This is a genomic window from Chryseobacterium sp. AG844, from assembly GCF_003182335.1.
In the GTDB taxonomy this organism is placed as follows: domain Bacteria; phylum Bacteroidota; class Bacteroidia; order Flavobacteriales; family Weeksellaceae; genus Chryseobacterium; species Chryseobacterium cupriresistens.
In genome coordinates, this window is sequence record NZ_QGTV01000012.1 from 1 (window position 1) to 14,452 (window position 14,452).

9 protein-coding genes are annotated in these 14,452 nt (G+C 36.6%); 5 read left to right on the plus strand and 4 right to left on the minus strand.

Going from position 1 to position 14,452, the window contains the following annotated elements; all coding sequences use genetic code 11:
- Window positions 1-148: 148 nt before the first annotated feature.
- The 4 genes from kdsA to DEU40_RS12895 all read right to left on the minus strand — a co-directional run bounded on the left by kdsA (window position 149) and on the right by DEU40_RS12895 (window position 7,241).
- Complete coding sequence (kdsA, locus tag DEU40_RS12880) at window positions 149-958, minus strand: 3-deoxy-8-phosphooctulonate synthase (RefSeq protein ID WP_110010208.1); 810 nt, start codon at window positions 956-958, stop codon at window positions 149-151.
- Between the two features lie 569 nt (window positions 959-1,527).
- On the minus strand, window positions 1,528-2,055 hold the full coding sequence (locus DEU40_RS12885) for a DUF1697 domain-containing protein (RefSeq protein WP_110010209.1): 528 nt from the start codon (window positions 2,053-2,055) through the stop codon (window positions 1,528-1,530).
- A 123-nt stretch (window positions 2,056-2,178) separates the two neighbouring features.
- Window positions 2,179-3,672, minus strand: coding sequence for a hypothetical protein (locus tag DEU40_RS12890; RefSeq protein WP_110010210.1), 1,494 nt, complete (start codon window positions 3,670-3,672; stop codon window positions 2,179-2,181).
- A gap of 83 nt (window positions 3,673-3,755) precedes the next feature.
- Entirely contained in the window at window positions 3,756-7,241 is a 3,486-nt protein-coding gene (locus tag DEU40_RS12895) for a DUF2723 domain-containing protein (RefSeq protein WP_110010211.1), read from the minus strand.
- 222 nt (window positions 7,242-7,463) lie between these two features.
- Between DEU40_RS12895 and DEU40_RS12900 the strand changes: the two genes are divergently transcribed.
- From DEU40_RS12900 to DEU40_RS12920, 5 genes are all read left to right on the plus strand, one after another.
- The gene (locus tag DEU40_RS12900; protein WP_110010212.1) at window positions 7,464-8,501 is read left to right on the plus strand and encodes a PLP-dependent cysteine synthase family protein; all 1,038 of its coding nucleotides are present in this window, start codon (window positions 7,464-7,466) and stop codon (window positions 8,499-8,501) included.
- Between the two features lie 88 nt (window positions 8,502-8,589).
- A complete protein-coding gene (locus DEU40_RS12905; RefSeq protein WP_171006283.1) occupies window positions 8,590-9,861 on the plus strand; it encodes an aminotransferase class I/II-fold pyridoxal phosphate-dependent enzyme in 1,272 nt (423 codons plus the stop codon).
- Window positions 9,862-9,927: 66 nt separating this feature from the next.
- The gene (locus DEU40_RS12910; RefSeq protein WP_110010214.1) at window positions 9,928-10,806 is read left to right on the plus strand and encodes a DMT family transporter; all 879 of its coding nucleotides are present in this window, start codon (window positions 9,928-9,930) and stop codon (window positions 10,804-10,806) included.
- 228 nt (window positions 10,807-11,034) lie between these two features.
- Window positions 11,035-11,796, plus strand: a complete 762-nt coding sequence (locus DEU40_RS12915; RefSeq protein WP_110010215.1) for a hypothetical protein — start codon at window positions 11,035-11,037, stop codon at window positions 11,794-11,796.
- Between the two features lie 151 nt (window positions 11,797-11,947).
- Entirely contained in the window at window positions 11,948-14,137 is a 2,190-nt protein-coding gene (locus DEU40_RS12920) for a B12-binding domain-containing radical SAM protein (protein ID WP_110010216.1), read from the plus strand.
- Window positions 14,138-14,452: the final 315 nt, after the last annotated feature.

Genomic DNA, 14,452 nt, shown 5'->3' on the forward strand with positions numbered 1-14,452 from the left:
TTCCTCTATATCGGTTACTTTAGTGGTCGCTGTATCTTTTTTCCTTTGTTGGGAGAAAAACAATACAGGGACCATAAGGCTTAGCGGTAAAACTAGTTTTTTCAAAAGAAATGTTTTAGAATTTCTAAAATTAATGTTTTTTTAACAATTACAAAATCGATTCTCTAATTCTTGTCAATTTTTGTAACAAATCTTCTAATAAATCTAATCTTAACATGTTGGCACCGTCAGATAATGCGGTTTCCGGTGTAGGATGTGTTTCGATGAAAATTCCGTCTGCTCCCACTGCAATTCCTGCTTTGGCAACCGTTTCAATAAGATCCGGTCTTCCGCCTGTAACGCCTGAACTTTGGTTAGGCTGTTGCAGAGAGTGTGTAACGTCCAGAATCACAGGGGCGTATTCTCTCATGGTAGGAATTCCTCTGTAATCCACGATAAGATCCGTATATCCGAAAGAATTTCCTCTTTCAATAATCGCTACTTTCTGGTTATCGGAATCTGTAATTTTCTGAACGGCAAACTTCATCGCCTCCGGAGAAAGGAACTGACCTTTCTTAAGGGTAACACATTTTCCTGTTTTAGCTGCAGCCACCAATAAATCAGTCTGGCGCACCAGAAATGCCGGAATCTGTAAAACATCCACATACTGTGCTGCTAATGCTGCATGTTCATTCTCATGAATATCTGTTGTGGTAGGAATATTGAACGTCTCTCCTACTTTTTTAAGAATTTCCAGAGATTTCTCTTCACCAATGGTTGTAAAAGAATCTACACGGCTTCTGTTAGCCTTTTTGAAGCTTCCTTTGAAAATATAGGGAATATTGTATTTGTCTGTAATACTGATTACTTTTTCAGCAATTCTTAATGCCATATCTTCCCCTTCAATAATACAAGGTCCGGCAATAAGGAAAAAGTTTTTTGAATCTTTGTGCGAAATATTATCTAAATACTGAATCATTTTGTTGTAATTAAAAAGTTCAGTAAAAATACTGAGAAAGTTTCACAAATGGAAATTATTTGATTGCTTTAACAGGCTATGGCTGCAATCGTTTTTGGCTTTTGGATTTCTGATTATTTATTGATGGATGCTTCGACAGGCTCAGCATGACAACTCTAATACTAGCTGTTTTATTAATGTGAAAATCATAATACAAAGTATAAACCATCAATGTACAAACACATCGAGGTCACGTTACATTAACGTTATTTTTTAGCGGTGTCATGCTAAGCCTGTCGAAGCATTGGGATAATTATTTAGAATTTTTTTTAAATTTTCTCATGCCTTTTCACCTTCCTGCACGATCTTTAAGACTTTTTTTGCCCAGTACTTTCCAAAGGTAGAATCTGCGTAGATCAGCAAAATCTGTGGGAAACTCTACTATAATTTATAAAAATAAAATAGGTTTTGGCTGAAGCCAATGACTGTTAATTTTATTGATAAACGGGCTAAAGCCCATTCCTATTGAATTTCCAATAAATGTTATAATATAACTGGATAAGCTATATCCGAAGGGTAATTCGTGTATTTTAATTCATCTTTTTCAAAATCTTCTCAAAAGTATTCACATTCCTGGTGGTAAACTGATCTTTAAGGCTCTTTTTACCTAATACTTTCCCGAAGGTAGAATCTAAGGTATTTCCTTTCGGAACCTGCCAGTAAAATATATCATTGATGATCTCCGCTTTCTCATTTTCTGCCTGAGTGGCTTTCTGAAACTCCTCCATCAAAACGTTTTCCACTCCGGGAATCCCTACAAAGCCATAGATGTGAAATGTATCGTTCTTTTCAAAAGGAATACTGTTCCAGAACACTTCTATTTCTTCCTGAGTTTTCACAAACAAAAAAGCTTCGTAAGAAAAATGGTCAGACATCGCTTTTTCAAGAATGGTCTTTAACTCCTTCACATTTTTATCTGAAGAAAACACAATATTTCCGGACGCCAATATTGAACTTACGTCTTTCATCCCCGCATCTTTAAAAACCTGGCAGACTTCCGCCATTTTCATATTGGTTCCTTTTACGTTGACGCCGCGGAGAAAAGCACAGTATTTCATTTTTTCAGGTATTAGGTTTTAGATATTAGGTTGCAGTGATTGTTGGGTCGGAGGGTTTGAGAGTATTAGAGTGAAAGAGTTATTATAAAACTTTTTTCTGAATTCTTTCAATTTTTAAATCTTTTAATCAATTCTAATGTACAAATTATAGTCTGTTCCGGAAGGTTTCAGATGGTATATTTTTTCCAGAATCTTATGATCACTATTCAGATGATCTTTCACCCGGAATTCTTTCAAAAGTTTATAATGGGTTTGGTAATACATTGAATTGGCATTATTACCTTCATAAAGGTTTTTATAGGAAAGAAGATATTTCGGTTTTCTGTTTTTTACCGTGTTGATCCAGTAATTTGTTTTATCTTTTTTAATTTCCTCCTGAATCTGCTTATCTACCAATCCTACCTCATCAATCGTTTTTAATCCTGAAAAATAAGGAACATACCCTGCCGGCTCCAATAAAATCCACTGGTTTTTATCTTTTTCATATTGGTTTAAGAAGGTACCAATTGTTCTGCGGTAGTTCCATTCTCCGTTTCCTGTTGCAATACAGTGAACAGTCTGGAAAACAAGCATCGGAAAAATGTAGAATACAATTAATAATGAAAGCCATAGGTTTTTCTTCTCTTTCTGTTCCAGTACGAAAATAAGAACAGGAACAAAAAGTAAAAGCTGCGGCACCCAGTAATACCAGTCGAATAAGCTTTTTTGAGAAATGAATATGATTTGTTTTGCCCATCCGAAGAGGAAAATCATCCACAAAAAGTAGTTTCTTTTTTCCCTTTGTCTGATCAGATAAATAAAGCAAAGCAATTCAAAAACCAAAACTACGATAGTCAGCGGATTGAAATCTCCCGGAACTTTCAGCATTCCCCAGAAATTTCCAAAGCTTTTAAAGAAATACCCGATATGCTGCTGGATCGTAAAATTTTCACTGTAAAGCAATTTTTTTGCGGTAATGGTATTGTTCACCAGTTCACCAAAGTAAAACCAGTTGAAAGCAACTGTTGATAAAACTCCAAAAGCTCCTCCAAAAATATAATTCCATCTTATTTTTCTATTCCAGAATAAATCTACAAGGAATACAATTCCCAGGAATATGACGGTATCAATTCTGGTAAACATGATTAAAACGGGAAGAAGTGTCACAACCCATTTTTTCCCTTTGTTAAATCCGTAGTACAGCAATGCCATCTCCAGAAAAAACAGAATTCCATATTCCATACCAAGGATTGAAATTTTAATGGCGGGCGGTAAAATACCGACCAGAAATATAAAGATTGCCTTATGCCATGGATTTTTTAAAACCAGATTAGACAGCCATAAAGTTCCTATGGTAAACAGTATGGAATTAAAAATCAAAAGAGGCTCAATAAAATTTTCTTTTCCAAAAACAAGATTGAAAATATAGGATACAAAAACATACAGATGTGTTGTAGATGCAGAAATTTTAGTATCTCCATTGAAGCCGATTACTCCATAATCCAATAGATTCTGGGCAACTCTCCAGGTGATAAACGCATCTTCCTGGATATAGTGCGTTAATAAAAAAAGAAGTTTAAAAAGAACCGTAGCAATGACGGCATACATTGGGAATTTGTTATTTTGTGTTTCGGACATTATGTATTTTTACTTTCACAAATATAATCTTAAAATTCAGGATTCCCAATAATAAAAAAACGGAACCGAAGTTCCGTTTTATTTTATTTTGTTGCTTTGATAATTGCAGTCGTAATCTGATTTTCCTTTTCTTTGGAATAGGTAGAATCATAAGGCTCCATCACATCAAATAAGTACTGATAGAAAGGCGTAATTTCCTGTACATTTTCAGACTCTTTCATCGCCTTATCTCTGCCCATTTCCTGAAGATCTTTGATAAATACATTGAACTTCTTGTCAATCGGCTCTATGGATTTTACCAGATAAGCATATGCTTTTTCTTTCTGTCCGATCTTTGTATAAGCATCTGTTACTGCAGAAACCACAAGAGAATATTCCATTGGTTTTGTTCTCATTTGTCTTCTCAGATAGCTTTGATCTGCTTTGGAAAGACTTAAATAATAATCATACTCTTCAAAGATTCCTTTTTTAAGTACTTCAGCAATCTGAAGACCTTTCTGTTCCTGTCCTGCAATAATGTATCCTGAAACAATTGAACTTAATGAACGGGGATCATTATATTTCTCTGCCGGAATTTCTTTGGCTGCAAGATCCAGAATTTCCAATGCTTTTGCTTTCTGTCCGCTTAATGCTAGGGCTGCTGCCGCTCTGCTTGCTGACATTCTGTAGCTGATGATATTGGAAGTTGCCGTTTCATCAAAGTGAGCATTTAAGTTTTTGAAGTTCCCCCATCTGAAGTTTTTCACTACATTATAAAGAGAATTGGCATCTACTCTTCCCATATCTCCATCAGCGCTCGGAGGCGTCTGGATAGGAATCAATCTGTAACTGAATCCGTCAAACTGAAGGTAATCGTTCAGATAGAAAATATTTTCGCTGTCATAAATACCTCCTGATGAGAAGTTGATCGGACGCTTCCAGTCGAAGTTCGCTAAAAGATCCATCAAAATCAGGTTATTCTTATAAAGCGTATTTCCTTTGTAAGTAATCATGATCTGATTAGCAACATTCGGAAGATCTTCTTTGTTGATGATGCCTGCTTTTAAAGCATTTTCTTTGTTAACAGGAAGGATGAATTTGTTGACCGGAAGGATATTGTATTTTTCAAATTTCTCTTCCCCGAAATACATTTTCAACAATTCGTCTTTTTCAGGAGATTTGAATTTAATGAATTCAATCGCCTGTTTCAAGGTTAGAGAATCCTGAGTAAGATATTTTCTGAACGACTGGAATTCTGTTTCCGGAGCTCCCTGTTCTTTCAACATAGAGAAAACACCTTCCCAATCTTCCTTCTTCATCATATAGATCTGGTCGTTTACACCATCTCTGTAATCATCATGCGTCAATTGGCTGGGGATTCCCATCGCATTGTACGTTCTTCTTTTGATCTGATCCAGATTCCATGGAGTTGAGGCAAGGGTAAAGTTAACCACCTTCACATCATCCCTGAACTGCTCCGTCTCCTGAATAGCCCAAACCGGGTAAGTATCGTTATCTCCGTAAACGAAAAGGATATCGTTTTTCGGCAATGATTTTAACACTGAATACGCATAGTCGTATGCAGTATATCTGTTGCTTCTGTCATGAACATTATAGTTCTGGAAGCCCATCATGAATGGTACTCCTAATAAAACCACTCCCAGAGCAATATTAGCCCCGTTTGATTTTATTTTAGATTGTAAGAACCAAAGAATAGCTCCGGCACCCAAACCGATCCAGATCGCAAATGCATAGAATGAACCTACCATTGCATAATCTCTTTCTCTTGGTTCAAATGGTTTTACCCCAGTGTAGAAGATAATCCCTACACTTGTTAAAATAAATAAAGATAACAGTGCATAGAATCTTCCGAAGTCTCTGTTCAATTGGAAGAAGAATCCGATCAATCCTAAAATTAATGGAAGGAAAAAGAATTTTACCGTACTTTCATTCTTAAATTTAGCAGGCATTTTATCCTGATTTCCTACCGTAGCATTATCAATGAAAGGAATTCCGGAAATCCAGTTTCCTTTTGTGCTTTCCATGTTTCCTTCAAGATCATTTTGTCTTCCTACGAAGTTCCACATGAGGTATCTTACAAAATAATATCCGTTCTGAAACGTAATAAAATAATCCATATTCTGAAGGAATGAAGGCTTCTGAACATTGATCAGGTTATAAGGTTTTACTTTCAGATAATCTGAAGCGGTAATTGATTTATCTTCATATTTTGCTCTCAGTTCGTCAAAGATCTGCTTTGCCTGCGGATTGTCTGCCACATCTTCATTAGAATAATTGAATGTAAAATCAGGAGCGCCATACATAGAAATATAGTTGGCCATTACATCCTTATCTTCATTAAACATTCTCGGCATTAAGCTTACCTGAGACTTGTTGAATACATAATTGAAACGGTCTCCCGTTTTTCTGTAGGTTCCGGTTTTTTCATCTTTTTCATAGATTTCCCCGGTTTTCTTTGTTTTGAAACTTCCGTCTTCGTTTTTCTCAATTCCGTTAGCATCAAGGAATGCCGTGTAGTTTTGTCCGTAAATAGTAGGCCAGTCACCATACTGCTCTCTGTTATAATAATCGAGCATACCGATTGCCGTATCCGGATCATTAAGGTTCATTGGCGGGTTGGCATTCGCTCTGATAGGAATAACCATCCAGCAGGAGAACCCTATCATCATGAAAACTACAGATAATGCAGCCGTCTGATAAATGTTTCTTTTTGCCTTTCTTGCATATTTAATTAAGAAGTAGCAGATCGCTACCATTAAAATAAACGCTGCAATGGTTCCGGAGTGGAAAGGAAGTCCAAGACCATTCACAAAGAAAATCTCAAGTCTTCCGAACATCGTCATAATTAAAGGGAAAATAATTTTGAAAACGATAATCAAAATTCCCAGTGTAATAAGGTTTGCCCAGATAAAGTTTTTCCAGGTAAACTTGTAATTTCTTGCATAATATACCAGACATACTGCAGGAATTGCCAGCATACACATCATGTGTACTCCCACAGAAAGTCCTAAAATGAAGAAAATAAGAATAATCCATCTTTCACTGTCTCCCGCCTGATACTCATTCTCCCATTTGGTGATCAACCAGACCAAAAGCGCAATAAACATAGAAGCCATAGAGTAAACCTCTCCTTCTACTGCAGAGAACCAGAACGTATCTGAGAACGTAAAGCAAAGTGCTCCCACTGCTCCTGCAAATAAAATAGAGATTTCCTGATGTTTTGTAATTTCTTCAAAATCTTTGTTTAAAAGTCTTCTCACAAAATGAGTGATCGTCCAAAACAAAAATAAAATAGTCAGCGCACTGAACAATGCAGACATCGCGTTGATCACGATAGAATAGTTTTCGCCTTTCCCTAATGCAAAAATGGCTGCCACGGCACCCACTATCTGGAATAAAGCAGCTCCGGGAGCGTGCGTTACTTCAAGTTTTACTGCAGAAGAAATGTACTCGCCACAATCCCAAAAACTGAAATTGGGTTCTATGGTGGACAAGTACGTGAAGAAAGCAATAACGAAAATCACCCATCCTGAAACGGTGTTCCATTGCCTAAAAGTCCAATTTTTCATAGTATTAAATCAATTATGCGAAAATAAGGCTTTTATCTTATTTTATGCGGGTTTTAACAAAATTTAAAAATTTTGGCGCAGTATTTGCGATTATACTCGTGTCAAAACTGAAAATACGAAAATATTTTTTTACAAACTATGCCCCAGAAATCAAACAAAAGTTTAGTAATTATTTATTTTTTTGTATTTTTGCAGTCAGATTTTTATTGAAAATAACAAATAATGAGTAATGTTTACGATAATATTCTTGGCCTGATAGGACACACTCCGATGGTGAAGCTAAATACTGTGACAAAAGATATTCCAGCAACCATTTATGCCAAGTTAGAATCATATAATCCTGGACATTCCACCAAAGACCGAATCGCACTTCATATTATAGAAAACGCAGAGAAAAAAGGCCTTTTAAAGGAAGATTCTGTAGTTGTAGAAACTACTTCCGGTAATACCGGATTTTCTATTGCGATGGTGTGTATCATTAAGGGATATAAATGTATTCTTGCAGTAAGTGATAAAACAAAACCTGAAAAAATTGCTTATCTGAAAGCATTGGGAGCTACGGTGTATATATGCCCGGCCAATGTACCGGCAGATGATCCAAGGTCATATTATGAAGTAGCTAAAAGAATCGCTCAGGAAACTCCTAATTCTATTTACATCAATCAATATTTTAATGAGTTGAATATTGATGCACACTATCAGACAACAGGTCCAGAGATCTGGGAACAGACACAAGGTAAGATCACTCACCTTTTTGCCTGCACCGGAACGGGGGGTACACTGTCTGGTTCTGCCAAATTTTTGAAGGAAAAAAATCCTGATATCAAGATTATTGGTGTAGATGCAGACGGTTCTATCCTTAAAAGCTACCACGAAACAGGAGAAATACACAAAGAAGATGTACATCCTTATCAGATTGAAGGAATGGGTAAAAACCTGATCCCTTCCGCCCTGCTTTTCGACAAGGTGGATGAGTTTGTAAGGGTAAATGATGAAATGTCCGCGTACAGAACCCGCGAAATCGCTTTGAAAGAAGCCATCATGGGAGGTTATACTACCGGAGCTGTAACCCAGGGATTGATGCAGTATGCCCAATCTCATGAACTTACAGAAAATGACGTAGTTGTTTTGATTTATCCTGACCACGGTTCCAGATACATCACCAAAGTATACAGTGACAAATGGATGGCTGAACAGGGATTTGTTAACAATTGTGTTCACAACTATGACGAAGTTTTCAAAACCGAGTTTATCAAATAAGAACGAATAAAATCACGATACAAATAAATAAAGCCTTTTGCGTATTCAGACAAAAAAGGCTTTATTACTTAAAAATTACGATACAATGTTGGATATTTTTGAAAGAATAAAAGAAAATCCAGGACCACTTGGACAATTTGCAGATTATGGTGAAGGCTATTTTATTTTCCCAAGATTAGAGGGACCTATTGGCCCGAGAATGCAATTTCAGGGGAGAGAAGTAATTTTCTGGAGTGCCAATGACTATTTAGGGCTGTGTAATCACCCTGAAGTAATAGAAGCGGATGCGAAAGCGGCTGCAGAATATGGAATGTTCTATCCAATGGGTGCAAGAGCAATGTCCGGAGAAACAGACCAGCACCTTCAGCTGGAAAGAGAACTGGCAGACTTCGTAAAAAAAGAATCAGCATATTTATTGAATTTCGGTTACCAGGGAATGGTTTCTACCATTGATGCTTTGGTAAGCAGAAATGATGTGATTGTTTATGATATGGATTCTCATGCCTGCATCGTGGATGGAGTAAGACTTCATTCCGGTAAAAGATTTACCTACAAGCATAATGATATGGCAAGTCTGGAGAAAAACCTTCAGAGAGCCACTAAAGTAGCCGAAGAAACAGGAGGAGGTATTCTTGTAATCACTGAAGGAGTTTTCGGGATGAGAGGACAGCAGGGAAAAATCAAAGAGATCTGCGATCTTAAATCCAAATATCAGTTCAGACTTTTAGTAGATGATGCTCATGGTTTCGGAACACTTGGTAAAACAGGTGCCGGTGTGGGTGAAGAGCAGGATTGCAACGATCAGATTGATGTGTATTTCTCTACTTTTGCCAAATCAATGGCTGGTTTCGGAGCATTCCTTGCGGGTGACAAAGAAATCATCAGATATCTGAAATTCAACCTGAGATCACAAATCTTCGCAAAATCCCTTACCATGCCAATGGTGATCGGAGGTCTGAAAAGACTGGAACTGTTGAGATCAAGACCTGAGATCAAAGCTAAACTTTGGGAGAATGTTTACAAATTACAGAACGGACTTAAAGAAAGAGGATTCAACATTGGAGACACGAATACTTGTGTAACTCCGGTAATGATGCAGGGAACTCCGGTAGAGGCTACTCTATTGGTAAAAGATTTAAGAGAGAATTATGGTATCTTCACCTCTGTGGTGGTATATCCGGTCATTCCGAAGGGAATGATTCTTTTAAGACTGATTCCTACCGCTTCTCATACCGATGCAGAGATTAATGAAACTCTGGCAGCGTTTGAAGCTATTCACGATAAATTAGTAGGTGGCTACTACAAAGAGCAGGAAGAAAAATTACTGCAGGAACAAGGATTAAGTTTTAAACCGATTTAATCTTAAAAAAATAAAGAAAGCCACTGATTGATTCAGTGGTTTTTTTGTTTAATAACTATAATGCACATGAAACTTAGAGGTTACACACTGGGAATTTTGTCGGCCGTTTCCTATGGTCTGATTCCGATTTTTATTCTGCCCGTAAAACAGGCGCACTTTTCAATGGATATTACGCTGTTTTACAGATTTTTCTTTTCAGCATTAATGGTGGGAGGATATCTGCTGTATTCAGGGGAGAGTTTTAGAATCAATAAAAAAGAGGTCTTAATCCTGGCCATCCTTGGTATCTGTTATGCCCTTTCTTCAGAGTTTCTCTTTTTAGGGTATGATTTCCTGACCCCCGGAATTGCCTCTACCGTTTTATTTATTTATCCGATTATTGTCGCATTGATCATGCTTTTCTTTTATAAGGAGAAGCTTACCAGATTATCCGGAGCTTCTTTACTTCTTGCTTTCGCGGGAGTTATTGTTTTATGTTTAAAAGGAAAAGGACTGGAAATCAACTTTGCAGGGTTGGGAATTGTCATGCTCAGTTCACTGTTCTATGCTTTATATATGGTTATCGTCAACAAGTCGAATATCAAGGTTTCCGGATTCAAGCTTACATTTTATTCAATGCTTTTCACCTCACTGTTCTTTATGTCCAAAGCGGTCACAGCACACGCATCGTTTGCTATTCCTTCAACAGAGATCTTCATTAACTTCCTTATTTTTGCCTTTCTGACTACGGTGATTTCCAGTCTTTGTCTGGTATATGCTATTAAATATATCGGATCTACTCCTGTTGCTATTTTGGGAGCTTTGGAACCTGTAGTTGCTGTATTGATCAGTGTCCTGATGTTTCATGAAAAATTCACTCTGAATTTACTCATCGGGATTACTTTAATTCTTTTGGGAGTTACCCTGAATGTGATTGGAGACCAAAAGAAAATAAATCATATCTAAAATTTTTATTGACTGATATACAAAATAATACAAAAGCCGGACTTCTTGATGAGTTCGGTTTTTGTATGAAATAATCTAATTTTTCAGCTCAGGAAATCATCAAAAAGAAAAATATTTGAAAAAATACATCTCTTTCTGGCGTAACACAATTTATCTGACTATATTGCATCAGTCTATTAACAGGTGTTTCCCCCACCGAATAGATAATGTATATACTTTTAAAAACCGATGAAAGAATTGCAAAAACTGACCAAAGACCAATTATACAAACAACTCAAAGAAAAATCAGAAAATCTATACAGCATTGCTCACGAAGCCCTGGAAAACAATTTTTTCAATGAAAGCGGCATAGATGAAGAAAGTCTTACTGAATTTCTCGAAATGCTGGACGATGAAACAGCAGAAAAGTTAAAGGACGCTTCCCTGTACATCAATAATGAAAATGATGCTCCTGAAATTGTTCTTATACAAAATGACAGCAATACTTCTCTGGAACTGATTACTTCCGAAGATGAAGGGTATAAAATCATTCTTATCGATGGTGATCTTCACTTATCGGAGAAGCTTTTTGTGGAAGATTTTATTATCCTTATTGTTACCGGTAATATCCAGGCAGAAAATATCATCATCAACGGTTCGCTGTATTGCGCTGGAAATGTTACCTCAAAAGTATTGTTTGGTGCTTCGGGGAATGATAATGAAACCTACATCGGAGGAAGCATTATGACTTCACTTATTGCAGAAAACGGACATTACACTGTTGCTGAAAGTAATATTTATTCCAGATACTTAATCAGTTTTCACAATGAGATCACAGGCAAAACCGGAAAGTTTATTGAAAATATCAGCCTGGAAAAACCTAGTGAAATAGAATTATTAAATCCGGCAATTCTTGATGAGGACGGATATTTTGATGAAGATGCTTTTCTAAACTTTATCGATAACAATGCTACTGATGCTTTGTTTAATAAACCCGCTGATTTATTCTAAGATACCATTTTCAAGATTGGAAATAAAACAATTGTGATAAAAAGGATGTAATAAAGCAAGCTATTTCTGAAGACTTTTTCGGACTGTTTATAATCAGGAGAAAAAATTTTTTTCTAAAAAAACTTTAGAATAACTTTGCAAAAAATTTCTGTTGAAAGACCTGCTTCTTATTACTCCGCCTTTTACCCAACTTAATACTCCTTATCCTGCAACGGCTTATATTAAAGGATTTTTAAATACCAAAAATATTTCCAGTTATCAGGTAGATTTGGGGATCGATGTTATTTTGGAATTATTTTCAAAGGACGGAATACTCAAGGTTTTCAATAAAGAAATTGATCTTCGGAACACCTCTGAAAATTCCCAGAGAATTTATGCCTTAAGAGAAGAGTATTTAAAAACGATAGATCAGGTGATTCCTTTTCTACAGGGAAAAACACCTACACTGGCAAGACAGATCTGCAGCATGAACTTTCTTCCCGAAGCTTCCCGTTTCAACCAGCTGGATGATATGGAATTTGCTTTTGGAAATATGGGACTTCAGGATAAAGCCAAACATCTGGCAACTTTGTACCTGGAAGATATTTCCGATTATATTGTAGAAAATATTGATGCTGATTTTGGTTTCAGCAGATATGCGGAACGCCTTGGAAAAAGTGCTAATTCTTTTGATGAACTTTATTCAAAACTATCTGGTGAGCCTACCTTTATTGATGAATTTACGTTAAAAATTCTTCAGGAAAAAATAGAAACCGTACAGCCAAAACTGGTTTGCTTTTCAATACCGTTTCCCGGTAATCTGTATTCCGGTTTCAAATGTGCCCAATGGATCAAAAAGTATTATCCTCACATTAAAATTGCGATGGGAGGAGGATTTCCCAATACAGAATTAAGAGAAGTTAAAGACCAGAGAGTATTTGAATTTTTTGATTTTATTACTTTAGATGACGGTGAGCTTCCATTGGAACTTCTTCACCAAAATTTAGAAATTCCCGCCGGGGAAGGCGAATTTAAAAGAACTTTTCTTCTCGAAAATAATGAAGTTGTCTACAAGAATAATTCTAAAAGGCATGACTTCAAACAGTCTGAAATAGGTACTCCCGATTATACAGATTTAAAACTGGATCAATATATTTCCGTTATCGAAATCGCCAATCCGATGCACAGTTTATGGAGCGACGGACGATGGAACAAACTGACGATGGCACACGGATGCTACTGGGGAAAATGTACATTCTGTGATATTTCTTTAGACTATATTAAAATCTACGAACCTATTTCTGCGAAAATTCTGGTAGACCGGATTGAAGAACTGATCCGTACAACCGGTGAGACAGGATTCCATTTTGTAGATGAAGCTGCTCCACCTGCCCTTATGAGAGAGGTTGCTCTGGAAATTCTCCGAAGAAATCTGGTGGTTACCTGGTGGACCAATATCCGTTTTGAAAAAAGCTTTACCCGTGATCTCTGTTATCTTCTGAAACTTTCAGGATGCGTGGCTGTTTCCGGTGGGCTTGAAGTAGCCAGCGACCGATTATTGAAATTAATTGATAAAGGAGTTTCTGTAGAACAGGTTGCCAATGTAACAAGAAATTTTACAGAAGCGGGAATTATGGTTCACGCTTATCTGATGTATGGCTATCCTACCCAAACGATTCAGGAAACTGTAGACTCCCTTGAAATGGTAAGACAAATGTTTGAAATGGGAATTCTTCAAAGCGGTTTCTGGCATCAGTTTGCGATGACCGCACACTCACCTGTCGGGATGAGCCCGGAAGATTTCGGTGTAGTTCCGGTAAAACAGGAAATTCTGTTTGCCAATAACGATGTAGATTTTAAAGATAAGACCGGAATCGATCATAACAGGTTCAGCTTCGGATTAAAGAAATCTTTATTCAATTATATGCATGGAGTCAATTTCGAACTGCCGCTTCAGGAATGGTTTGATTTTAAAATTCCAAGAACAACCATTCATCCGGATTATATTCACGACTGTCTTTTGGAAGATGGGCAGTTTCAGTTGAAGACCAATTCCAAAGTTGTCTTTTTAACCAAAAATGTAATCGCTGAGAATCGCGTAAAAAATAAAAAGAAATATTCTGGTACGTATACGCTTCTTACATTCCACTTAAAAACCAATATTGTGAAGGTGGAACTGGAACAGGAAAAAGCAGAATGGCTGATGAATGTACTGGAAGAAAATGCTGTTGAAAATTCTAAAAAACCTACTATTCAACAACTTAAAACTCAATTTGAAGAAAATTTCGATGATTTTGAGCTGTTCTGGTTCTCAAAACCAATGCAGCAATTGAAGGAAAACGGGGTGATTTTAAGTTTATAAAAAATTCCGTTTTTTTCTCAGGGATTTTTGTGATTGCAGAATTTTTGTCATTCTTTCTGAACGAATAACACCTGCTTCTATTCAATTATAATCTCCCACAGATTTTGATTTGAGAGAATAAAGTATTTTTTAATTTTGGAAGAATTTATTTAATATAAATCCAAATTTCTAACTACTACAAATAAAACGGCAAAATATTCCCCTCCTCCGGAGGGGTGGCGAAAATTCAAAGAATTTTTGACGGGGTGGTTAAGTTTTGGCTAAAGCCGGATGAATTTGATCCATAATAAAAAAAACGGGCTAAAGCCCGTTCCT